The following is a 23,740-nucleotide window of genomic DNA, read 5'->3' as shown; positions in this document are numbered from 1 at the left end:
TCCAATCGCCTGCAGTAGAGGATGAAGTTCTCTCCCTCTCACTCGATTTAATCAATCACAGGCTCCATAAAGTTTTCATCGGGATTTGCAACCTAAAGGTCGTCACCTATGTAATTCAAGTCTACATCCTGTCTTATCTTTAAACTTGCCAGCTTCAAAAATAAAGTCATTCACTTTTTTAAATCCGTTCTTCTCAAGGACCTTTAACGAGCCTTTATTACTCGTCAAACAAGCACTTCTAAGAATTTGAAGATCCAATTTATGAAACGCAAATTCAATAGCCTTTTGGGCTGCGACTGTGCCTATGCCTTGATTCCAGAAAGGAACTGCAATCCAGTAATCCAACTCTGCTGTTTTCTCAGTCAGATCCACAGCATTTATAGACATGACACCCGCAAATTGATCATCCGATAAAATAGTAAATACATAAGATATCCCTTGTTCACGTCTAGCCATCACCATGTTCACCCATGCTTCTCCTGCTCCGTCTGGATAAGGATATGGAACGTTGCTTGTCTCTGAAATTTCAGGGTAACTTGCATATTGCTGTACATATTCAGCATCACTAGGTAAGACAAAGCGAAGTGTGACTTTCATACGAATCATCTCCTTTTCGGGCTTTTGAATGATTCTAGGGTTGCTTCTAAATCACCAACATCAGAAAATTATGATTGTTCCTTAATCGGTCCTCCAATGTATGGAGTCTTCCCATTCCAATAATCAATTACATGATTCCACCACCGTTTGGATTCTGGTCTTAAACATTTTTCAAATTCAATATACTCAATATTCTCATCAAGCAATTGATTCTGCAATGATTCCAGAATACCGACTGTAGCAAATTCTTTAACAAATGAATCTCCATTCGTATGAAGCTCTTCAATGACTTCGAATAGTGCATCGAATTCATCCGTGTTTTTACGTTGATAACACTCAATAACATGTTTGACGAAGTCACTTATATCGACATAGATCAATCTCTCTTCTCCAAGTTCATAGTTCGCTTGGATGTACCGTTCGTATCTATTCGTATAGGAGGGCACGGCTATTAATAACCTCTCCATGATTTCTTCTTTTTCAATCATTGTCGTATTCACCTTCGTTCCAGGTTCGCATCTCTCTAACATAGGGTGTGACTGCAAAACAGTCTTCCAGATCGCTCTCATCTTGAGCCCAATAATTAATAGTATGGATATGTAACTCATAGTCTTTACGTAGATTTTGTTTTATTCTATTCCATAGTTTGTGATCATCCGTTCCTTTTCCTTCGGAAAGGTAGTCATCCAATGAAGAGATCATAATGATCATCAGTGTAAATTTCTCATTGTCGTTTAATGGATGATTCTCGTAATACCTAATAAATTCATCTAATCTCGATGCATCGGCCGACGTATACTCCCAGTCCTGTGAAAATGGAGTGAGTGGCGGCAGATTCAACTTTTGTATGAGACTTTCCATGGATGCTTGTTCAACATATTTAGGAGTAGCCTCCTTCATCTGTCCCACCTCGCATTCATTTTGAATTTCTGGATGCAGCCATTGTATGTAAAGCATTCTCGAAATAGCGATAAACTTCCTCTGCATTTCTAAGAAACTCTTCAACAGGTACATGACAACTATCCAAGTAACAAGCATACAGATATTCAACTAAAGCGGGGTCAATCTCGCAATAGTCTAATATAGCATTTTTCATCTTAGTTATGTCATCTTCCCATATCCCTGTATCTTCGATAACCAATGAGTATAATGCACGAAGTAATCTCTTCGAATAACCTTTCGTATATCTCGTTTTCATCGCGTCATCACTAGCATTAGCAAGTGAACGACGTACACGATCCACTTCCTCCTTGGTATCTGTATTTAAGTCTAAGATGAATTCTGGAGAAATGATGATCGGGGGTACTTTTTCACCAATGTCCTCCCCATGTATGCAAACACAAATGATCTTAACCCAAAAACCCCAATCATTCGGTCTACTTAATACATCATCCATCGAGCAAATGATCGTATCCATCTTCGTGACAAATGGGTATTCTTCCAAAAGCTTATCTTTGATATTCAACAATCTTTCGTAATCAATGTCTTTGGGATTTGCACATACAATCGTAAAATCTGCATCTGACTTATAAGGTTGAGCCGTTCCTTTCGGAATCGAGCCACACATATAAATGCTATGAATCTTATCTTTGAATTCGTTCAGGATATGCTCTACATACGTATCAACCAAATCCTTATATTCACTTTGTATGGTGATTTGATTTATAACTTTTTCTAATATCATATAGACTCCTCCTAAACGTAAAAACTTCTTTCAGCTATGTGTCCGGTGAATTTCTCTTGCTCGAAACGCCTCTACTATGGTTTCGTTAAGTATTGGATCATTCCTGCACCATAACCTTCATTGGGTCTCTCCACGAATCCAAATTTCTTATAAAAATCCTCTTTGCCTTTTGCTGACATGAGTCCGACTGAACTTCCTGGCGGATAAGTACTTGTAATATACTCCATGAGTTCCGTCATTATTTTATTGCCTAAACCGAGCCTCTGATAGGAAGGTAACACGATAATATCTTGTATGTAAAAAGTAAACCCACCATCGCCCACGATTCTTCCATATCCTATCGTCTGCTCCTCAACCTCTATACAGATGGAATATAAAGTGTTCTTTAATCCACGTTCAATGGCCTCTATATTTTCAGGATTGCCCCATCCCACGATTTCCCTCAGATTCATATAATCTTCTACACTAATTTGTTTTTTGAGTATTTGTACTTCCATTGAAATCACCTCAGATAAATTTATGTTGAGATTCCCTGCAATCCTCTACTGCACTTTGAATTCTTTGGATTCACTCGATAAGCTTATTTTCTTTGGCTTGCCATCATTATTCATCATAAATTCGACATTCGTTTTAACTTTGTAATTGCCTGGCTGGTGGATAACGAATTCATAATATTCCTTACTTCGTTGATCTTGTCCATTATTTCTATATTCTTCACCTGGTTGAAGCTCAACCTGATAGCCAATAGCGTGTTCTAATAACACATTTCCGTTTGGAAGGATTCTTTCGCCATCTTCATTATAAATCTCATAACTAAACATACCTGAGCCATGAGATATCTCCACTGACCTATTTGATGAGTTTTTCAAATACCCTACGATTTGAAAGGGTTTGTTGACCTTAATATTTGCAATTTCATCTACGCCAACCTGAAAGATGGAGTCAGAAGGATCTTTTTCATTACTGGCCGAACAGGAAGGCAAAATTAATAATAAGATCAAGCTCAATACTTTTATATTTAATTTTATCATTTGATACATTCACCTCATGCAAAAATATCAGATAACGTTTGGAATTCACGAACTCGAGAAGCTTAAAAGACGTATGCTTCAGCCGTGACCTGGTTAGATCCTCAATGTTGTCCACTGCAAACGACTCATCTTTTTGCTCATTATAAAAAAATCAATGATTCTATCGATGGTTTGATCAGAATAGTTTTGATTCGCTTTTGAAGGATTCATCATAATTTACAGTTACATTTTTACTGCTTGAAATCTTATTCAAACCTACTTGCAACAAAGATCTGACATTGCAATCTTCAATATCGGGTTGTACCTTAATAATATCTATATCAACTTGATTTTTTTATACTCCATTGCTAAAGCCCCTTAAGTAAATTGTTTATGAATTGCAGATAACATTCATGTATTCACGAACCCCGAAGGGGTTGTCTGCTAAAAAGCCTCTTCGAAATCCACCTCGCAGACCAAGGCTCCGAAGGGCTGCTACTTGAATATTATGTTAGACGATGCCAGCCTAAATTTCCCCTCACAATTAATTTCTTGTCCATGTTGCCCGGGTATATCCAATTCTCATACCTACTCTTTCCATGTTCCGATGGCTTTGCGAACCATATGAGCACTGACTAACAACGAGATTACAATTTTTATAGGCATCATGAATTCGTCTAAGTAATAAATTCGTTTGAAATCCTTTATTTCGATATTCCGGTAGTGTTGTCGCAAAAGTTAATGAAGCAACACTATCCTCTACATACATTACAGCTACTGCAGCTGGGCACCCCTGATCCAACCCCAAATAATAGCGCCATCCAGGACGGGAAAACAGTACTCGGTTATTTGCAGCTACGTGTTCTTTCCCATCAAGAGATAATCCTGTACCTAAACAATGAATTTCTGCATATATATCGAACTCATCTTCGTGAAGTTCACGAATTTCCAGTTTGTCATTATCGAACGAATCTTGATTTCCAGGTTCACAAAAAAGCGTTGTATGGAATCCTGATTGATAAAAGCCTTTATTATGGAGTTTTTTCATTACTTCTTGATTTATGTTACCGGGGATAACTTGAATCTCAAAATTCATTTCGCGCTCATTATAAAAGTCTAAGATATCTTCTATGACATCTTCAGAAATTTTTCCCTTTACATTATTAAAAAGACCCCAGGGCATGGTTTTACTATAAAACGCCGTGCTCTCCCCGAATCGTTTAATTTCGATACCCTCAGGGTTTCCTTCTCGTTCTTTGATTGCAGTCATTCGATCAACCATATAATTAATTTCAGATTTTTCTAAGATATCTGCTAGTTCCAAATTCAATATCATCAAATTTATCCCCTTCCTTGACAGCATACAATTATACAATTCATCCTGCGTGGTTTACCTAACGTTACCATATTCACGAATCCGAGAGGCTTAAGGCCAGCCGCGTCAATACGTTGTAATACAATGTCAGTTCATCCCTTGAGTTTGGATGTTCACAACAATAAAGTATCGATGATTTGATGAAATTTCATTCTATTCTCATCTAATTCAGAAATTCCATATCCTTCCACAAACTCCTCTACTTCTTCTTCCTTATCCGTATAAAATGTAAGACTTTTTACAAGATAATAAATATCATAGTACGGATCGGATATCCCCGATGCTCCTACATCAATAAATGCTGCAATACGCCCCTTATGTATCATAACGTTTCCCGAACCATAATCACCATGCGTAAAAACCAGTTCTTCTGTCGAAGCTTTATACATTTCCAAGAAATCCATCAATTGCTCAGTTGTATGATTGGGAAATGAATGGTTAATAGCATCCATGACCTCATGTTTTCTATCAATACTATTCTTCCTTACCATATCAATAAGCTTATCCGGCAAATTATCGTTGAAATGACAATTATGAATGGGCATATTGTGTATTTTTCTTAAACCCTCTCCTAAAATAAAACCAAGACTTTTTTGACCCTCTTCCTGCTTGTATTCTTCTGCGGCACAGCCTTCTATGTAGGTCATAACTAAATGTTCCTTGCCGTTCTCCTTTAGATAACCAATAACTTTAGGAACTGGAACTATATCATTGAGCCAATTTAATCTTTCTGCTTCGTGCATCAAACTACCGGAATCTTCAACATTTTTTTCTTTCAATACATACTTTACAGAATTACTAAACTCCAAAATGCACACCGATTGATAATGTCTTCCTTTTTCAATGGCTGTGGCACTAACTAATTCGGATAGATTGATTAATTCACTTGGTATTGATAATCTGTTATCCATGGTTTTGTACTCCTTAATTTTGTGTCATGCACTGATTTCATTTAACGTTCCTATATTAATAAAATGACCCAGCCTTAGATAGTTCTTATCTTAGGCTGGATCGTTTGTTGTCTGAGCTTCCTTCCATGATTAGCATCTGACAACCAAGGGATGGCATGTATCCGGCTGGACAGGCAAATACTAAATTGCCTCATCTTGAACTCACTGGACCTAGGACAACGAAGTCGACCCGATGTGTGAATATGTTGTTAGGCAGTGCCAGAGCCGCCCTGAAGTTCCTTCAAATGATGTTGTAGTTGTTATTATTCCATAAGCATTCTTTAAAATAATTAATCGGTTCCTTGTAATCTATTGGTTTATGAATCATTCTATTTAGCCACTTCATGCGTTCAATGCTATCGTGAAAATCATCTTCAATAAACCACGTAACTTCTTTCATCGTTCCTAGGACGCTTCTATTGTTTGTTTTCGAGATAACTACTCCTTCGCTATTCGCAAAATATCTATTGATAAGACTTTCATTAACGCCCTCTCGGAGTAAGTATTCCCGAAGAGTTATCATAAATTTTTCTTTCAACCGCTCTATTTGCCCTGTTCTAATTCCATCAATGATAATAGCTAATCTAGTTAAATCGTTCACAAAAACAATGTGTTTTCGTTTGTTCAAGTTATAAATATTTACATGCCAGCTTAAAAATAGAGCTGCATTGATATCTTCAACTGGAGTCACTTTCATATCTTTCAATAAGTCTTTGGTAAGTCTTAGTGCAAGCATTATGTTGTCCCCTCTCTTACTGATTTTACCTAACGTTCCTGTATTCACGACCCAGCGCATGCCGGACCAAGGGCGTATGCCCGTAGCATGAATATTTTGTTATAAGATGTCAGTGTTCTTCTTTGAATTACCGTCAACCATTCACTTCGCACTTCATTTAGTTATATAGCTTTTGAATTACTTTACATTCTTTGAAATATTCACTTCCGATTTAGTTTCCACTAGATCAATAGCTTTCAGATATAGTGTTGAATATATTTATGGCGACCTCGGCCATTTCTTTTAATTTAACAATATCTAAGCCTTCTATTTCAAAACCTTCAGCTATGCTTTTAAAGTATAACCAATCGTTATTTGTCTTTATGATCTGTATCTCTTTTATTAGATTAAAAAATTCGTCAATTCCTTCTATATCTATGTACAACTTTGCTAGTTTTTCAAATCCAGCTTCATTTGGCATATAACCTATGCCTGAAAAACTAAAAATGTAGTGTTCAAAGTAATGCTCGGGATACTTATTATTTTCCATTACTACTCTCCTCAGTTTTTAATTCATGGAATGTAATACCTTGTAGAATTTAAATCACTTTTTTTGATTTGTACATTTTTCACTGATTTCTTATACCGTTCCTGTAATCACGACTCGACATATGCCCGCAGCGTGAATATCATGTTATCTGATTGAGACGACTTCTTGATCTGCATTCAACCAATCTTTAAAGATTTATTCCATTCTGGCTGATATTTTTTTATTAAGGATTTTTCCAGTTCTATGATCTGAAATTCATTCTCAAGTTCTAGTATATAAAATTTGATCTTTTCTTGATTTTCACTTATTAAGTTATTTAAATGACAATTTGTTGATTGACCATCTATATAACAGTTTTTGGGATGAATTTTTCCATAGCCTTGATTAATACGTTTTCCAAATGAGTCTCTGCATCTTCCGAGATACTTAACTTCGTCCTCAATGCAATATAAATATATTCCTTTACTTCTTTGAGCTATCTTATCTGCAATAAAAAATTGAGAATATACTTTATCTCCGTTCTTATTTAACATCTCTTTATAAAATACATCGCCATTATCTTTTAGCGTAGCAAGAAAAGCCCCTAACCCAATATCCAAATAGTTGGTATATCGACTCTCAATAATCTTTCTGAATTTAATATATCTTCTGTGCTCAATTGTTTCTCTAAGAGTTTTATTATTCTTCTGAGAGAAAATGTCCAAATAAATTGAAGGAACGAATTCAAGAGAGATTTCTCGAAACACCAAATCATGATTTTCAACTACTAACTTCATAACGTTCTCCCTTAAATGGATTTTGTCTCTCTCAGATAACGTTCCTGTATTCACGACTCGACGCATGTCGAGTGTCTGGCGTATGCCGGACCCAGGGCGTATGCCCGCAGCGTGAATATTATGTTATGTGAAGTCAATCTCCTCTTTGAGCTACACAATAAATTTCTACTTATATTCTTTGTTGTTCTTCCATCCATTCTTCAAGTACCTCTTTTATTACAAAACGATCTTTAGAAGAAATGCTTTTGATTTCATTCCATTCTCCATCTACAAGTTGTAAACTATACTCTCCGTTAATATTTGAATCCGGATACCATCCTATATCGAAAAGGATCGTGTCTTCTCTTTCAGGCACATACCATTTCCCTTTTTTTATTTTCAATTTAATTATTTGTAGTAAGTCTTCTGTGAAGAAACCCCAATTCTCGATGAAATCGTCACTGTCTTCGCTAAGAATAGGTTCTACATCATAAAATTTGTTATAGACTACTGCGTAGCCTGCTGGAACCTTAAGTTGTATTAAATTCAATCTCCTCATCCTCTTACTAAATTTCTCATTGATTTCACATAACATCTAATTTATGTACTTCGTAAATACCACTGGTCCGTTGTAATATCTGAACTACGTATATGATAACCTATGGGGCGATATATGCGAAGAAAAATTTGGTGAAAAAGGGAGAAGTTTGAGATAATCAATCTCCCATGTCCATCCGATCGAGTGGGCTCTGAATACGCTGAATATTTTTCGTGCTAACATGCGTATATCGTTGGGTTGTTTGTGCAATCGTATGACCAAGAAGCTCCTGAATATAGCGCAGGTCTGTTCCGTTTTCCAGCAAATGTGTAGCGAAAGAGTGCCGCAAAGCATGGATGCTACACTTTTTTACAATATTCGCTCGTTGTCTAGCTTCTTCAAAAACCTTTTGTACACTGCGCTCCGTAAGATGTCGATCAGTGGATTGACCTGGAAACAACCAACGCTCGGGTTTATATTCGGCGATGTACTTCTGTACAATCTCCCAAGCAAGATTAGAAAGAAGCGTTCTTCGATCCTTTTGACCTTTTCCCTGCCTTACGATAATGGTCTGACGCTCAATATCTAAATCGATATAGCGTAGACGAACGACTTCGCCGACACGAAGCCCTGCCGAATAAGTGAGATACAGGATTGTCTTATGCTTGAGATTAGTCACAGCTTTCAGCAATAGGGTAACTTCTTTTTCGGACATAACATTGGGCAGCTTCACCTGCTTTTTGGGACGTATATATTGAAACTCGGCAGGATGAAGTAACACATGTTTACAATAAAATCGGATCGCACTAATCGTCTGATTCACACTGGAATGGGAAATCCCTCGCTCAAGCAAACTCAAACAATATGTCTGAACATGAGATGCACGAATTTCTGTATTCATCTGAGGAAGACTGGCCACAAATCGTTCAATCTGACTACAGTATGCTTTAATCGTTTTGCGAGTGTATCCTCTTAATTTCTTTTCCATTGTGTTTGCTCTCCACTTAACTTCCACTTTCTCAATATGTCGCTCTCCACCCACAACTCCGGGGATATCTCTACATCTAGCGCATCAAAATGCTTTGTAAACTCTTGAAGAGATGCATCTGAGTAAGGGATGATCCAGCGTTTCGTATCAGTCTCCCACCTTCTCCCTGTTACCTGACGAATGGACTGAATATGTACCGTATTATATGGAATTTGCACATACACTGTATCTGAGGAACCTTTGGTTAGTATGATGGTGCTATCTGCTTTATCTTTCATAAAAAAATCTCCCTTCAGCTCAATTGGATATATGAATTCTATTGAATTTAAAAAATAAAAAAAGGAAGATCATCTTCATCCCGTAGGGAATCCAATGATCTTCCGATGCTTTCGGACATATGGCCGCTGCATCTACATGGCAGCGGCTTCTTCTCCCAGCGGCAGCATGTAATATTGCGCCTGCTGGTCTTCGTGCTGCTGGTATACGACGACCAGCAGCGTTTGGCCTTTCGCGGCAAGCGGGCTGGCGCCAGCTAGCACACGCTCAAGCCGGAACGGAAGCACGTCCAGTACGGCGTGCTTCTGCAGTTCCTTTTCGCCGAGTCGCAGATCGGCGAAAGCACGGGCACCCATGACCGTCTGTGCGGTCATGGCCGAGGTCATCGGCAACGCAAGCGAAGCGTTGCCGTGCCCCAGGTCCGCCGCTCCATCCGCGGCGGACTCCACTGCGTCGCGCGCTGCAAGCGACGCAGCATCCCCGGCATGGCTGCCGATCACACCCGCCGCATCCGCGGCAGTGTTCTCTCCGGCAGCCGCCGAAGTTCCCGCAGCGGCCGCTCCACTCGCGCCGCTGCTTTCCAGCCATGCCGAGCCAGAGGCTCCGGCAACACGTGGCAAGCGAACGTCTTCTGGACGTTCAGCCAACGTTTTCATATAGCCCGCCCATTGATCTTTCTGGAGCACATCGTCCCACCAGATTTTACGCGGCTTGTACTTATGTCCCAGGAAATAATCCAGCTTCATCAGACCAAGCACGATATCCATATGCGGCGTATTGCGTGACTCCAGGAAGCTGTGCAGACGAGTAAACAAATCCTCTAACTGATGCCCGATCTTCTGCCAGCCCTGACCCTCCCAGTAATCGCCAAAGGCCTGGAAGAAATCAAACGGTGAATCAAACTCTTGCTCCATCAAATACTTCAAAGTATGATCCATCCGGTGTGCGTTCCAGTATTTCTCCAGCACATCCTCCAGGCGTTTCAGGCGAACGATGTCGCTGAACGGCAACACGTCACTGCCCAAAATCTCATACGGCGCGTGATCCATGTACGTATAATTATACTTTTCCGCATCCAGACGCAGCCCCGTACCACGAAGCATTTTGAGGAACCCAAGCTGTAACTCTTCCGGCCCCAAAGCAAACACATCATTAAACGTCTTGCGGAACGTATTATAATCTTCCTCCGGTAGTCCTGCGATGAGATCCAAATGCTGGTCAATCTTGCCGCTGGCTTTGACCTTGTTCACCGTACGGCTCAGCTTCGCAAAGTTCTGACGGCGTTTCACCAGTTCATTCGTTGGATCATTCGTGGACTGCACCCCAATTTCGAAGCGGAACGTACCCGGCGGCGCATTTTCTGCCAAATAGTCGAGCACCTCAGGACGCATAATATCAGCCGTGATTTCAAACTGAAACACCGTTCCCTGATGATTCTCGATCAGAAACTTAAACATCTCCATCGCATAATCCCGTTTAATGTTAAACGTACGGTCTACAAACTTAATCAGCTTCGCACCCTTCTCGATCAGGTACAAAATGTCCGACTTGGTCCGCTCGATATCATAATACCGCACACCGACCTCAATACTGGACAAACAGAACTGACAACTAAACGGACAGCCACGGCTAGTCTCAAAATAAACAACCCGCTTCCCGAGATCCGGGATATCCTCTTCAAATCGATGCGGCGAGGGCAGATCATTCAAATCCGCTTTCGGGCGTCCTGGCATGAGAATAACCTCTTCCCCTTTGCGATACGCCAGTCCATAGACAAAATGGAACTTTTTACTGCCCTCCAGCTCCGTCAAAAGCTGATGTAACGTTTCTTCCCCTTCACCCATGACGATAAAATCGACATTAGGAATCCGGTTCATCCAATATTCGGTGTCGTAGGACACCTCCGGCCCGCCGAGCAAAATTTTCACGTCAGGCATAACCTTTTTCAGATTATCAATCACCTTGATCGTCTCTTCAATGTTCCAGATGTAACATGAAAACCCAATCACATCCGCCCCGCGCTGGTACAGATCCGACACAATATTCATGACCGGGTCTTTGATCGTATACTCCGCGAGCTCAATATCAAAATCCTTCTCACTGTACGCCTTCAAACACCGCAGCGCCAGCGAGGTATGGATGTACTTTGCATTCAAAGTCGACAAAATTACCTTCATGGTTCACAACCTTTGCCTGGACACCCAGACCACATATTTTTTTGGAAAAGTAAAGCTCCACAGCCATCCTGCCCCGGATGCTGTTCAGACAAACCTCTAATGCAAGTCCGAGCCTTATCTCTCGCCACACTTGCACAAATTCACACCAGGATCCGCGTCAGCACGCGCGTCACTTACCAGTACCAATACACGCTCAGGAGCTATTAACAAGATCTAAAAACAAGATCTTAAACAAGATCTAATAACCAGTCCTTATGTTATAACCGTCCACACCTCATAAACAAATTCCTATTTTGTCTTTCAAAGAGTGGACACCTCTTTTAAAAACACATACACTCTCCGCCCGAATATAGACACAATATATAGACTTGAATCCCATTAAAACAACTATATACTGTGCCAACACTCGTTAACAACTTTTAACGTCCATGTCCACCCTTTGAAAGACATTCTCGCCCATTTTGTCTACTCTGAAAGGACGCAATTCATGAGATACATGTATTACTTTTTGAATTCGTTTCTATTCTGAGCTTGGCTCTGATCCTGTTACTGGTTCTAATTCTAGTTGTGTTTCTTGTTGTGTTTCTAGTTCTGTCCTATTCTTGATCCCGTTGTGCTTCTTCTTGTGATCCTTCTTCTAATTGTGCTTCCGGTTCTGCTTCTGAACTATATAAGTAGAATATAGAACGTACACAATCCACTCCAATATTGATCATCAATCCATGCACATTAGTCAAATATCACCCTTCGCCTATGGCTAGTGCAAGTCCGCTGCCCTCTACTACGAGCGCTAACGATCAGGAGAAGCCTTATTTCGGCATATTCGGGCTTTTGAAAATTCTAACGATCCCCAGAGACGCTATTCTGTTAAAATCAGCTTGATCAGACTCATTTTTCAGAAGTTTGAATGAAATAAGCCTTCTGGAGATCGTTAGCTTTCAAATGTCCCCGATTCAGGGCAAATAAGCTCCATGAGGATCGTTAGCTTTCCATCCTCTACTTGAGCAGCCTGTCAAGTCTGTAGGCCTCGGTCACAGATCAGATATCACTTATCTCTTGTCATTTATCCTCATCACTCACGAAATATTCACTATCACATATCGCTAACATATATCACTCATATTCATAAAAGGCATCATCGTCCGTATCCACTTCTTCACCCGATTGTTTCTGGAAGAATTCCAGGAACGGCAGTCCATACTTGCGGTACTTGACCTCACCGACCCCTTTAATGGTCAGCATGTCACGTTCTGTCTTCGGACATACCACACTCATCTCGCGCAAGGTGGCATCGTTAAAGATAATATAGGATGGCACATGTTCTTTGGCAGCCAGATCACGGCGGATCAGACGTAGCTGTTCGAACACCGTTTCGTTAACAGCCGATGGCATTGCATCACGTCCGCGGCGTCCGCCGTAGTTTGTACCGGAAGCTGTAGCCGCTGTTTTCCGTACGACACGCTGCATGACTTCGCGTTGACCTTTCAGTACTTCCACCGCCAGCGGTTGCAAACGAACCACTGGATATTGGCCCTCGGACAACATCAGGTAACCTTCGGATACCATCACGTTGATGATCTCGGCAATTTCGCGCTCTGTGCGATTGCCCATAACCCCGTATGTCGGCAAGGAATCGAAGCCGTAGTCCAGCACTTTTTTGGCACGGGAACCCTTAAGTACCGAAGCAACCAGCGATACCCCGTAGCGTTCACGCATGCGGTGAATGCAACTGAATATTTTTTGCGCATCAATAGTCATATCCACCAGCTCGCGGTCATCTGTACATGAACTGCAAATGCCGCATGGCTTGTCCTCATGCACCTCACCGAAATAATCCAGCTGCGCACTGCGTAAACAACGAGTGGTGTAACAGTAATCCACCATCTGTTGCAACTTGCGGTAATCGTTCGCTTTGCGGTCACCCTCCATCGGGTTCTGCTCAATCAGGAACTTTTGGGTGATGATATCCTGTGCTCCGAATAGCAAAATACACTGACTCGGCTCACCGTCCCGTCCTGCCCGTCCGGCTTCCTGAACGTATGCCTCCATGTTTTTCGGCATGCTGTAGTGAAGCACGTAACGCACGTTGGACTTATCGATCCCCATTCCGAACGCATTGGTCGCAACCATCACGCGAATATCATCGTACAAAAACTGCTCCTGGCTCTGTGCACGCTCATCGTCCGTCATGCCCGCATGGTAACGTCCTGCCGGCAAACCAGCCTGCAACAAACGCTGATGCAGATCGTCCACGTCCTTACGGGTCGCGGCGTATACAATACCCGGCTCGCTGGCATGCTCGCGCGCGTAGTTCAAGACAAAATCCTTTTTGCTCTCGCCGCGTAGCACGCTAAACGCGAGATTATCTCGCCCAAGTCCGGTCACATACGTTTGCGGGTCCTGCAAACGCAGGAGCCGCAAAATATCGCCCATGACCTCGGGCGTCGCCGTCGCCGTAAAGGCCGCAACCACCGGCCGCTCCGGCAAACTGTCCACAAACGGCGCTACCGCCAGGTAGCTTGTCCGAAAATCATGGCCCCACTGCGACACACAGTGGGCCTCATCCACTGCCACGCACGAGATCGGCAGTTGCCCCATCTCATCGCGGAACCAGTCCAGCTCCAGTCGCTCCGGCGCGACGTAGAGCAACTTCAGCTCACCGCGCTGCGCCGCGCGGATGCGCTCATTCACTTCTCTGCCGCTTAACGTACTATTAATATAAGCGGCGGCAATGCCCGCGGTCGTCAGCGCATCGACCTGGTCTTTCATCAATGAGATTAACGGGGAGACGACCAGCGTCAGCCCCGGATATAACAGGGCGGGAATCTGGTAACAGATTGACTTCCCGCCCCCGGTCGGCATAATGCCCAGCGTATCCTCATATTCGAGCAGGCTGGAAACGATCTTTTTTTGACCCTCGCGAAAATCGGGGTAACCATAATATTTTTGCAGGAGACCCTGCGCTTCTTCTAAAGTAGGTGCTTGCACACTCATGTAAAGACTCCTTACTTGTCACCGGTGTTCCTGCACCAGCTTGGTTCTATCCGATTCTGACATCCAAACGCGGCATCAACGCCGCATCTCTGACAACAAAATGGCGTTCTCATGACTTGTCCGTCAAGCAAAACGCCGCTCCCTTTAGTTTAACGGGCACAGCCCGAATGAGCAACCGCGTTTTAATGTAAAATGGTCGACCCTTCTCAAACGCAAATAAAATAACCGTTCATCCCGGGTGGAGACAAACGGCTGCTTTCCGTTATTAAAACAAACGATTTTTTTGTAACGTACGGCTTTAGTTTTTAAGCGCTTTGACCTCGGACTCTGTTAAACCGCTGGCTTTGACGATGACCGAAACGTCAATTCCTAGTGAAAGCATGTTTTGGGCAATCTCCAAAGCTTTTTTTTGTTCTCCTTGAGCCAATCCTTTTTCCGTAGCCCATTCAATCATCGAGGCCTCATCATGCAAGTACTTTTGACGCGCCTCATACAAACGACGCGCCTCCTGATCTTGACTTAGAAACTCCAATGTATCCATCGCTTTTTTCAATGTCGGCTCATTCATTTGCAACACCTCCCAATTGGATTTGTCAGCACCCTTTAAGAACAAGAGCCAGTTAATTAACCCTCCTACAATAGGGACTGATTGAGCGTCAAGCTTGGAAAGTTCCATAAAGTGTACTTCTATATCATCACTCAGTTCAAGTCCAGTGTGATCTTCTCTTAGATGAAAGATATTATGATATCGATCGTTGGAAATAAATGAATAATTTAGAATATTAATCGTAACACACTTCTTCAGTTCTTTATAGGACTGTCCTTCCTGCAACTGGCTAGAGTAACGCTTACTCCAATAGTACAGGGTTCTTTTCTCAATATCGTATTTATTAAACAGTTGCATCTCAATGTTTATCAGCTTACCTGCTGCCGTTTTAGCCCAAATATCAAAAATCGACTGTTTGTCTAGAGGAGCATCTTTATTTGTATACGGGTTGAGAAGTACAATCTCCGTCAATGGTGGGTCACCTGATTCCGCAAACGTTCGGTTTAAGAATACAAGCAACACATCTTTGTTTTCCTCACTACCAAAAATACGCTTGAAAACAAAATCGTTCCGTGGATCAAGCAAATCAGCCATCTGACCATCAACTCCGTTTCTATACATTATACCACGTCCGATCTAGTTAATTGCATAATGAACTAAGTATTGCAAGTTACTTCCTTGTTCCAGTCTTACTCCCCCGATGCTGCATCCCTAACATTCATGCGATAGTATAACCCTTTTTGCTCCATCAGCTGCTCATGCGTGCCATCCTCGGCAATTCGTCCTTGGTTCATCACTAGAATCCGGGAACATTGACGAGCGAGCTCCATGCGATGAGTCACCAGCAATCCCGTTTTCTCCTGCACCAAACGACGAAGTTGTTGCATGACAAACTGCTCGGTCTGGTTATCCAGCGATGATGTCGGTTCATCCAAAATATACACATCCGAGGATCTCAGCATGAGCCGGGCAAGGGACAGCCGCTGACGCTGTCCACCGGACAGATTCGCTCCTTTTTCTTGCAGGATCGCATCATACTGGCCTTCCTGGGCCTCAATAAATTCATGTAGACCAGCCTGTCCCGCTGAGAGTTTTACTTCATTCAATGTAGCGTCCCTGCCAAGACGTATATTCTCTTCGATCGTGCCTGTAAAAAAAGCCGGTGACTGCGGCATATACGTTAGCCGGGATTGCTGATCCCGAGCCATAATCTGCTCTACATCCTCTTTCCCCAGCATCACACGTCCAAAAGTCGGCTTGATCAGCCCCGCACACACTTGGCATAGTGTAGACTTCCCGGCTCCGCTGTTGCCCACTACAGCCACCAGTTCACCGGGTACCAATCTGAGCGTAATCCGATCCAGGATAGTTCGACCGCTGCTTTCATCCGCCACAGTGACCTGATCCAGTGTCAGGATAGGCTGTTCATTTTGCGGAAGTCCTCTGTGCCCTGAATTGTATTCTTTTACTTCATTTTGTTCCGCTCGCTGCGCTAGATTCAGCCATGTGGAGATGCGACCAAATGCGCCTATACTCGACTGCATTTGGCTCCACTGACTGGACAAGCCTAGTACAGGCCAGACCACAAGTTCAAACAGCAAGCTACTTGCCACTACCATTCCTGGAGACAATACTCCTCTCGCTGCAGCTAAAGCAATTAGAAATAACGCTGCTAGTTGAGCCAGACCAAATACGGCCATCGCCACATTATCGGATATGCTTAAGGTCATCTGCAGCTTCGCCTGTACTCGGTTAAGTGATTGTTGCTGCATGCGCAAGCGTGTGAGAAACCATGGCGAAGCGTTATATGCCTGGATCACAGGAACACCTTCCATGTATTGCTGAATCTGCTGCTGTGACTCACCCTCCATAGACTCCACTTCATCCGACAAGCGCACAATGCGTTGGTCATATACTCTGGCCGTAAACCAAATCGCAGATGCACTGACCAAAGCAATAACTGCAACCCATGCATCTGCTCGATACAAGTACCCCAGCGAGAGCACGATAATAAAAACGACCGTCACTCCTTCTGCTATGGCCTCGATCACTTCCGCACCATGTTTCGTATCTTCCTTGATTCGTAGCATCACATCCCCGGATTTCTGTCTACGCGCCCACGGATAAGGCATCTGGTTGAAAAGCTGGAGCAGGTTCATTGACATATCCCTATGCATGGATTCTTTGAGCCGTACTAGCACATAGCGATGCATCGCCAGTAGTACGATAAACCCGATCAACACTGCGAAAAAGGTTATCGCCGTAGCATTCAGTTTCTCCTGTCCGCCATCATGGATTGCATCAACGAAAAATCCCTGCACAAAGGCAAGGCCCCAATCGAACACCGCGTCCGCCGCAATGAAAAGAAACATAATGATTACCGCCCATCTATAGGGCTTCATAAAGCGCACAATAATCGGCCAAACCTTGCTCAGAGATGCTGTTTCCTTGGCCTTATTCACATCCTGATCTCCATCACTGCTATGATGTCCCTCTTCATTTATGCGCTTATGTTCCTTTCCCTCTGCACGCTTATATTCCTCTCCATCTATATGCTTATTTCCCCCAACATCATTGTTCTTATAGTGCTCTTCCATCTGTGCTCTTGCCCTCCACCTCTATGCACTCATGTTCATTTTCCATCGACACTGCTGCTTCATGCTTCATGTGCATCTCTTTTGTGGACACGCTTCATTCCCTTTCTGCTCTTCATATTCATATGACATGCTGTTCCCCCAGTTCCACTTATACTTCTACCTTTACCTTCGCGGGCTATCTCAATCTAATTCTTCACATTTACTTTTAAGAGTACTTCAGCTTTTTTGCCCTGTTATTTATTCAGACGTCTTAACTATATCGATCTGGCTACTCTTTCGATCCGTTTACTCTTTCGATCTGTTTACAACTGTTCCGGCACTTCTCCGTATATTCGTTCTTCGGCACCCTGCTCCGCAAGGTAAGCAAGGTAACCATTCTCACGATTCAACAGTTCACGGTGAGTACCGATGTCAACAACTTCTCCATCCTGCATGTAGATCACCTGATCTGAACGCTCAATCAAAGATAACCGATGACTGACTGCGATGATCGTTGTATCATACTCCCCAGCTAACACAGTGAATAGTTCGTTCAACTGTTGCTCATGCCACGGATCTTGTGAAGATGTAGGTTCATCAAGCAATAAAATCTCCGGTTTTCTTAACAACGCCCTAGCGAGGCTAATTCGTTGAAGTTCACCGCCAGACATGTGTCCACCTTGAGGCTGAAGTTCTGTCTTGTAACCTTCCGTCTGGTTCATAATGGCATCATGTGCATGAGTCATACGGGCAGCAAGCTGCACCTCTTCAGCAGACAACCCTTCTGCGCCAAATCTAATATTCTCCTCTACGGTTCCTGAGAAAATGAAGGCTTGTTGTGGAACATAAACGTGTTTTATATCCCTTTCTATATCCTGATCAGGGTATTTAAGGGCCGCCAATCCCACAGAGTCCTTATAGGCAATTGCTGAATTATTTGAGTGATTTGAATCATTTGGATTATTCATCTGGATTGAACCGCTCGCAGGCGCATTTAAACCAGCTATCACGTTCAGTAAAGTCGTTTTTCCGCATCCGCTAGGGCCTGTAATTACCGTAAGTTTGCCTTTGGCAGCTGTAAAAGAAATGTTCGATAACACTTCTTCTTGCTCTGAATATCTGTAGAAAATCCGGTCTACATGAACACCTTCGGTCATAAACTTGTGCTGCGGCTGAACGGCAGCCGGTTTCTTTTTTTCCAAATCCAATATTTCAAAAATACGAGCAGCCTGAGACGCCGATCCAATGATCTGACTCCATAGTCCTGACAGTGCTTCGATCGGTCGTGTCAACTGACTACTTGCGACGAGGAAAGCCGCCAATCCGCCCACATCCATATGTCCATGCAGAACTTGTAATCCACCGAGATACAAGATCAGGATCATGCCCCCGTAAGTGGAGACCCGCCCAGCAGCCTCCGTCAAACGCTGTAATACCGAAACAGACATCGTACGCTTAAATACCTGATTCATTCGTCCGCTAAACTGCCGCTGCATATAACCCGAAAGTCCGTAACTGCGGATTTCCACCGGGGCTTGAATGATATCTGTCAGCAATTCATCCCTCGCCGCTGCACTTGCATTCAATCGGTCATGTTCTCGCTGCAGTTTTCGTCCAAGCCCTGCTGTTACCAACGGATAAATGAGCGTGAACGCAATAATGGCCATAGTGAGCGGCAAGCTCACCCAACTGAAATAGGCAAAAGCCAAAACCAATTGTATGATATTTTTCGTAAGCTCAATCCCGTGCTGATTGATGCCTTTCTGAGCCTCCGTAGCTGAAGTCCATACTCTGGATGTGAGATCCCCCGTATGATACTTTGCCAGTTCTTGTGTGTCTGTTCGTGCAAGGGAATGTAGCAGCCTGGACTGTACAAACACCTGTGTTTTCTGTTGATATATCGTCTCCAACCATGTTGTGAATAGGCTTACAATGGCACGCAGCACGACAATAAAAACGCCGATGATCAACCCTGAATAAATAAGAGAAAACTGTGATTCCGCTGCTCCTTTGACCAATCTGCGAATGGATTCCAGATACCCTACTTCTACCAGTGAGGCGGCCAAAGCTGCAATGAGCAGTGGGATGATAAACATGCGATATTTTCCAGTTAATGTCCATAACCGTAGTAGTATTTGGGCGGGCTTATATGTTCTTTTGTCTGTTATGGTTTGGTCGGCTAACATGTGTAATTACTCCAATCTTGTCATCAAATTAAGTATCTGGTTATGATATCATCAGTGATAAGGAAAAAATGAACATTTCTTGCTATCCCCTATAAATCAGGACGAAATAAGGAGTTTCTATATGCAACCAGATCTACTACAGACATTGGATACGTTGTTTGATTACATAGAAGACCATATTCATGAGAAGCTGACACTCGATCATCTTGCATCGATAACCCATATCTCCAAGTTCCATCTGCATCGTATGTTTAAGCATGCCAGCGGCCAGTTACCTGGAGAGTATATTCGTGCTCGAAAATTGGCGCGCAGTCTGGAGCAGCTGGTCGATCTGAACTGGAAAATCATTGATATCAGTGGGCATTATTCTTTTGAACATGAGCAGTCTTACATTCGGGCTTTCAAACAGGCCTTTGGCATAACCCCTCTACAATATCGCAAACAGGGTGCTGGTGATTTACAGTTTACGGCTCGTATGACTTCGTCGATGATTACGATCCTTCCGTATGGATATATTTTTCATCCGATTTATGTACGGAAACCTGCGATGAAGCTTATCGGTCAGCAATCTCAGATTCGATATGTGGATAACGAGGAATATTATAAATCCAATTCTGCAGGCAACCTTTTTTATGAAAAATTCTTTCATCTGATCCCTAACGTGCTGCACGATAACGTATACATTGGATTGACCAATGAGATTGAAGAACATTACAGTACCTATCAGCCATCTGTTGAAGTTACGAGTTTGGAAGAGATCCCGGAAGAACTGAACGGCATCGAAGTGCCTGCCAATCAGTATGCCGTTTTCAAGTTTATCTGTGATTTCCATCCAAGCCTGATTAATATCGATCATCTGGATAGTGTCTGGACATTTATCGATGAATACTGGCAAAGTCATTCCGGATACAGCAAAAGTGATGCTTATTATTTTGAAAGAATAGACGGCAGCCTCGCCCAGGAGCATTACGGAGAACTGGATATTTATATCCCTGCCAAACAGATCACGCTCTAAAGGAAGGTGCATGATTATGACAAAAGATAGAACTCCTCGCCCGGATTCATCTCCGATAAACGCACACCAATCTTGGGTTCTCAGGCATCCAAACACTTCAATATTCATCGCCTTGTTTATGTTGCCCATCGTGGCGTTAACGCTTTTCTTCACGCTTCGTCCCTACCTCTCCACATTCGATCGTTCGGGCGAGGGCGATCTGAGCTCGTCCATGTCATCCCCAAATGGGGAATACACTGCGGAACTATACGGTGTTCCTTACGGCGGCTCAGCAGGCGGGGTGACGATCTGGGTAGACGTACGGAAAACAGCGGATACAAGCGCTTCGAATGCCAAAAGCATCTATCGCGCAGAGTTTCATGGCGGAAATCACCTCGAATGGGAGAGTGACAATACCCTTCGCATTGAAAACTGGAGCGAGTATAGTAACGAGACGGTTACCTTGAATATAGATGAAGAAATTTATGATGGATGGGGCTGGGCTTGCAGCAGCTTGCGTACAAAGGACCAGTATGTAAGATGTTTGGAACCTGAAACTTGAGCAAAGAAGCCCGTTAACCGCTTTTCTCGGTTTAACGGGCTTCTTTGTATTGTCGGTCTTCGTAAGAAAAATACCGCTGTACAACCAGAAGTGCTCTTTGAGTTGCTTTGGAGTTGCTTTGGAAATGCCTCACTTAACAGAGAATTTAATGTCACAACCTTAATTCTCTCTTTTTCACCTTCTCTTTCAATCTTGATTCTTACGGGCGCTATCCTTCTCTCTCTTTCCTCTGTTTGCGAATCACGGCTTCGAGCTTCTCTCTATTTCCGATCAGACCTGGATCATCCGGCAGATACTTCCGAGCTTTCGTGTTATGCAACAACGCCTGCTCCCAGTTACCCAGATGGGCATAACAGAGCGATAACCGAGCATGCGGCAGCCACGTTCGGCAGGCAGCCGGTACAGGTCGCAGACCCGGATCACGGCTGCTTACATCCACCGCCTGCATATACCAATAAATGGCGGTGACGATCTCTTGCCGCTCATGGAAGCAGGCGGCAATGGCGCAGCAGAAATCGGCATGCGGCAAGTCGTACTGGAACGACTGCAGCAATGCGCCCAGCTTACGGCCCGGCTCGCCAAGCCGCTCATAACATTCCGCTAGCCTTGCGCAGGCAATGAGCCGATCTTCGCGGTAACCGCTGGGCTGCTCCAGCAGCTTCGCGTAACCGCGTGCCGCCGCTGCGTAGCGCTGGCGGTCATAACATTCGCCTGCATAGTAGAACAGCAGGCGTCCTTGGGCTATGCCCTCTTCGGCGATCCATTTGCGCAGAATGCGCACGTTTCGCGCCGAATGATTGCCCGCCTCGCGGCGATGAGTGACGGCAATATCTGCCGTAATGACCTCGCCTTGCGGGAAGCGCAGCTGCTCGTGCAGCCGGCCATGCCAGCGGCAACCGGCATCCCGCTTGACCATGCGAAGCCGGCGGTCCGCCACCAGCGGGCTTCCCTCCGGCCCCTCGGCCAGCGTATAGCCCATAATCACACCCGCCGTCTTACCTCCAGACGGCAGCTGCTCCTTCAACATCGCAAGCTTTGCCCGTTCATCGGGCAACAGCACATCATCCGCATCGAGCCACAGGATATACTCCTGCGTAGCCCGAACGAATGACTCATTCCGTGCTGCGGCAAAGTCTTCATTCCATGTATACGTATAGACACGGTCGGTATACTTTGCAGCGATGTCCATCGTGCGATCCGACGACCCCGTATCCAGAATGATAATCTCATCCATAAGGTCAGCCACCGATTCAAGACACCTTGCCAGTGTGCGTTCTTCGTTCTTCACAATCATACACAAACTGATAGTGACCACGTTTTGAGCCCCTTCCTGCCTCACGCGTACTGATTCACAAAAGAGATTAAGCAACTTGTAAAAATCTAAAATTTCTAACGATCACAGATGACGCTATTTAGCACATTTCAGCGCTTTTGGAAATCTAACGATCACAGATGGAGCTAGAATAAAAAGTGGACACCCGCTAACGGACAGAAGGATAATAAGGCTAACGGAGGTGTGTCCATATGGGAGAACAACGGCAACGATACAATGAAGAATTCAAGAAACAAACGGTAAAATTTATTCAAGAACAGACCAAGACACTCGGAGACTTGGCAGAAGAACTCAACATTCCAAAAAGTACATTACACCAGTGGATGGGCAAGTATCGTGAACTTAAACATGAGCCCGTAGCTAGTGTAGATCGAGTGAAAGAACTGGAAGCAGAGCTTAAAGAAATGCGCCGGTTACTTCAAGAGAAAGAGCATACGCTTGCGGACACACAAGAGGAACTGGCTATTGTAAAAAAAGCAGTGCACATCTTCAGCAAACCAAAGAATTAAGATTTCAGTTTGTGGAAGACCATCGCTCCCTGTTTTCTTTGGAGAAGATGTGCACTCTGTTACACGTGTCACGGAGCGGATATTACAAGTGGCGGATGGATCTAACCAGTAAGCAACAGCGCCGGAGAACTGAAATCATGAAGCGTATTCGGTTTCATTTCTACGACCACCAGAAGCGGTGTGGAAGTCCGAAAATTACGTATGCGCTCCATCTGGAAGGATACAAAATCTCTTCCCGTACCGTCAGTATATACATGCGTCAAATGAATCTTCGTTCCGTGCACAGTCCTCGGTATCGTGTCCAGACGACGGATTCTAACCATCATCATCCCATTGCACCAAATACGCTGAACCAGCAATTTCAAACGTCCAAACCGAACACCGCATGGGTCACCGATATCACCTACATTCCCTGCCGAGGAGG

25 protein-coding genes are annotated in these 23,740 nt (G+C 43.6%); 4 read left to right on the top strand and 21 right to left on the bottom strand.

Annotation, left to right across the window (positions count from 1 at the left end; genetic code table 11):
- Positions 1-102: 102 nt before the first annotated feature.
- The 20 genes from BLQ13_RS15975 to BLQ13_RS15880 all read right to left on the bottom strand — a co-directional run bounded on the left by BLQ13_RS15975 (position 103) and on the right by BLQ13_RS15880 (position 19,918).
- Positions 103-597 (bottom strand): GNAT family N-acetyltransferase, encoded by a 495-nt coding sequence (locus BLQ13_RS15975; RefSeq protein WP_167375760.1) that lies wholly within the window; start codon positions 595-597, stop codon positions 103-105.
- A 68-nt stretch (positions 598-665) separates the two neighbouring features.
- The gene (locus BLQ13_RS15970) at positions 666-1,085 is read right to left on the bottom strand and encodes a DUF7674 family protein (protein ID WP_090921826.1); all 420 of its coding nucleotides are present in this window, start codon (positions 1,083-1,085) and stop codon (positions 666-668) included.
- Complete coding sequence (locus BLQ13_RS15965; RefSeq protein ID WP_244159339.1) at positions 1,078-1,497, bottom strand: hypothetical protein; 420 nt, start codon at positions 1,495-1,497, stop codon at positions 1,078-1,080. Before BLQ13_RS15965 ends, BLQ13_RS15970 begins: the two co-directional genes overlap by 8 nt.
- Positions 1,498-1,513: 16 nt before the next feature.
- Positions 1,514-2,281 (bottom strand): nucleotidyltransferase domain-containing protein, encoded by a 768-nt coding sequence (locus BLQ13_RS15960; protein WP_090921824.1) that lies wholly within the window; start codon positions 2,279-2,281, stop codon positions 1,514-1,516.
- 74 nt (positions 2,282-2,355) lie between these two features.
- Entirely contained in the window at positions 2,356-2,778 is a 423-nt protein-coding gene (locus BLQ13_RS15955; RefSeq protein WP_090921822.1) for a GNAT family N-acetyltransferase, read from the bottom strand.
- Between the two features lie 45 nt (positions 2,779-2,823).
- Entirely contained in the window at positions 2,824-3,312 is a 489-nt protein-coding gene (locus BLQ13_RS28320) for a hypothetical protein (RefSeq protein ID WP_139168907.1), read from the bottom strand.
- Between the two features lie 93 nt (positions 3,313-3,405).
- The gene (locus BLQ13_RS29190; protein WP_420848945.1) at positions 3,406-3,522 is read right to left on the bottom strand and encodes a hypothetical protein; all 117 of its coding nucleotides are present in this window, start codon (positions 3,520-3,522) and stop codon (positions 3,406-3,408) included.
- 313 nt (positions 3,523-3,835) lie between these two features.
- Positions 3,836-4,627 (bottom strand): GNAT family N-acetyltransferase, encoded by a 792-nt coding sequence (locus tag BLQ13_RS15940; RefSeq protein ID WP_090921816.1) that lies wholly within the window; start codon positions 4,625-4,627, stop codon positions 3,836-3,838.
- 152 nt (positions 4,628-4,779) lie between these two features.
- Positions 4,780-5,577: a phosphotransferase gene (locus BLQ13_RS15935; RefSeq protein ID WP_090921814.1), complete on the bottom strand. Its 798-nt coding sequence runs from the start codon at positions 5,575-5,577 to the stop codon at positions 4,780-4,782.
- A 280-nt stretch (positions 5,578-5,857) separates the two neighbouring features.
- Positions 5,858-6,352, bottom strand: a complete 495-nt coding sequence (locus tag BLQ13_RS15930; protein WP_090921812.1) for a DUF6933 domain-containing protein — start codon at positions 6,350-6,352, stop codon at positions 5,858-5,860.
- 226 nt (positions 6,353-6,578) lie between these two features.
- Positions 6,579-6,881 (bottom strand): hypothetical protein, encoded by a 303-nt coding sequence (locus tag BLQ13_RS15925; RefSeq protein WP_090921810.1) that lies wholly within the window; start codon positions 6,879-6,881, stop codon positions 6,579-6,581.
- Between the two features lie 176 nt (positions 6,882-7,057).
- Entirely contained in the window at positions 7,058-7,657 is a 600-nt protein-coding gene (locus tag BLQ13_RS15920; protein ID WP_090921808.1) for a GIY-YIG nuclease family protein, read from the bottom strand.
- Between the two features lie 169 nt (positions 7,658-7,826).
- The gene (locus tag BLQ13_RS15915; RefSeq protein WP_244159338.1) at positions 7,827-8,195 is read right to left on the bottom strand and encodes a hypothetical protein; all 369 of its coding nucleotides are present in this window, start codon (positions 8,193-8,195) and stop codon (positions 7,827-7,829) included.
- A 157-nt stretch (positions 8,196-8,352) separates the two neighbouring features.
- Positions 8,353-9,162 carry a tyrosine-type recombinase/integrase gene (locus tag BLQ13_RS15910; RefSeq protein ID WP_090921804.1) on the bottom strand — a complete coding sequence of 270 codons (810 nt, stop codon included), beginning with the start codon at positions 9,160-9,162 and terminating at the stop codon, positions 8,353-8,355.
- The gene (locus BLQ13_RS15905; protein ID WP_090921802.1) at positions 9,147-9,440 is read right to left on the bottom strand and encodes a hypothetical protein; all 294 of its coding nucleotides are present in this window, start codon (positions 9,438-9,440) and stop codon (positions 9,147-9,149) included. The genes BLQ13_RS15910 and BLQ13_RS15905 overlap by 16 nt, the downstream gene beginning before the upstream one ends.
- A 132-nt stretch (positions 9,441-9,572) precedes the next feature.
- The gene (locus BLQ13_RS15900; protein ID WP_090921800.1) at positions 9,573-11,615 is read right to left on the bottom strand and encodes a B12-binding domain-containing radical SAM protein; all 2,043 of its coding nucleotides are present in this window, start codon (positions 11,613-11,615) and stop codon (positions 9,573-9,575) included.
- A 1,113-nt stretch (positions 11,616-12,728) separates the two neighbouring features.
- On the bottom strand, positions 12,729-14,609 hold the full coding sequence (gene recQ, locus BLQ13_RS15895; RefSeq protein WP_090921798.1) for a DNA helicase RecQ: 1,881 nt from the start codon (positions 14,607-14,609) through the stop codon (positions 12,729-12,731).
- Between the two features lie 298 nt (positions 14,610-14,907).
- Positions 14,908-15,750, bottom strand: coding sequence for an Rpn family recombination-promoting nuclease/putative transposase (locus BLQ13_RS15890; RefSeq protein ID WP_090921796.1), 843 nt, complete (start codon positions 15,748-15,750; stop codon positions 14,908-14,910).
- Positions 15,751-15,845: 95 nt separating this feature from the next.
- A complete protein-coding gene (locus BLQ13_RS15885; protein WP_090921794.1) occupies positions 15,846-17,753 on the bottom strand; it encodes an ABC transporter ATP-binding protein in 1,908 nt (635 codons plus the stop codon).
- Positions 17,754-18,055: 302 nt separating this feature from the next.
- Entirely contained in the window at positions 18,056-19,918 is a 1,863-nt protein-coding gene (locus BLQ13_RS15880) for an ABC transporter ATP-binding protein (RefSeq protein WP_090921792.1), read from the bottom strand.
- A gap of 121 nt (positions 19,919-20,039) precedes the next feature.
- Here BLQ13_RS15880 and BLQ13_RS15875 point away from each other — a divergent pair, with 121 nt between their 5' ends.
- Both BLQ13_RS15875 and BLQ13_RS15870 read left to right on the top strand, forming a co-directional pair.
- On the top strand, positions 20,040-20,933 hold the full coding sequence (locus BLQ13_RS15875; RefSeq protein WP_090921790.1) for an AraC family transcriptional regulator: 894 nt from the start codon (positions 20,040-20,042) through the stop codon (positions 20,931-20,933).
- 16 nt (positions 20,934-20,949) lie between these two features.
- A complete protein-coding gene (locus tag BLQ13_RS15870; RefSeq protein WP_090921788.1) occupies positions 20,950-21,474 on the top strand; it encodes a DUF5412 family protein in 525 nt (174 codons plus the stop codon).
- Between the two features lie 208 nt (positions 21,475-21,682).
- On the opposite strand, the gene BLQ13_RS15865 is transcribed toward BLQ13_RS15870, so the two are convergent.
- Positions 21,683-22,768, bottom strand: a complete 1,086-nt coding sequence (locus BLQ13_RS15865) for a glycosyltransferase family 2 protein (protein ID WP_090921786.1) — start codon at positions 22,766-22,768, stop codon at positions 21,683-21,685.
- Positions 22,769-22,998: 230 nt separating this feature from the next.
- Here BLQ13_RS15865 and BLQ13_RS15860 point away from each other — a divergent pair, with 230 nt between their 5' ends.
- Together BLQ13_RS15860 and BLQ13_RS29185 are read left to right on the top strand one after the other, a co-directional pair.
- On the top strand, positions 22,999-23,316 hold the full coding sequence (locus tag BLQ13_RS15860) for a transposase (protein ID WP_090921784.1): 318 nt from the start codon (positions 22,999-23,001) through the stop codon (positions 23,314-23,316).
- Positions 23,317-23,363: 47 nt separating this feature from the next.
- A partial coding sequence (locus BLQ13_RS29185; protein ID WP_139168905.1) for an IS3 family transposase occupies positions 23,364-23,740 on the top strand: 377 nt, incomplete at its 3' end.

The sequence above is a fragment of the Paenibacillus polysaccharolyticus genome, from assembly GCF_900102085.1.
Taxonomy (GTDB): Bacteria; Bacillota; Bacilli; order Paenibacillales; family Paenibacillaceae; genus Paenibacillus; species Paenibacillus polysaccharolyticus.
The sequence above is the reverse complement of the archived record's forward strand: the minus strand, read 5'-3'. Positions and strand labels throughout refer to the sequence as shown.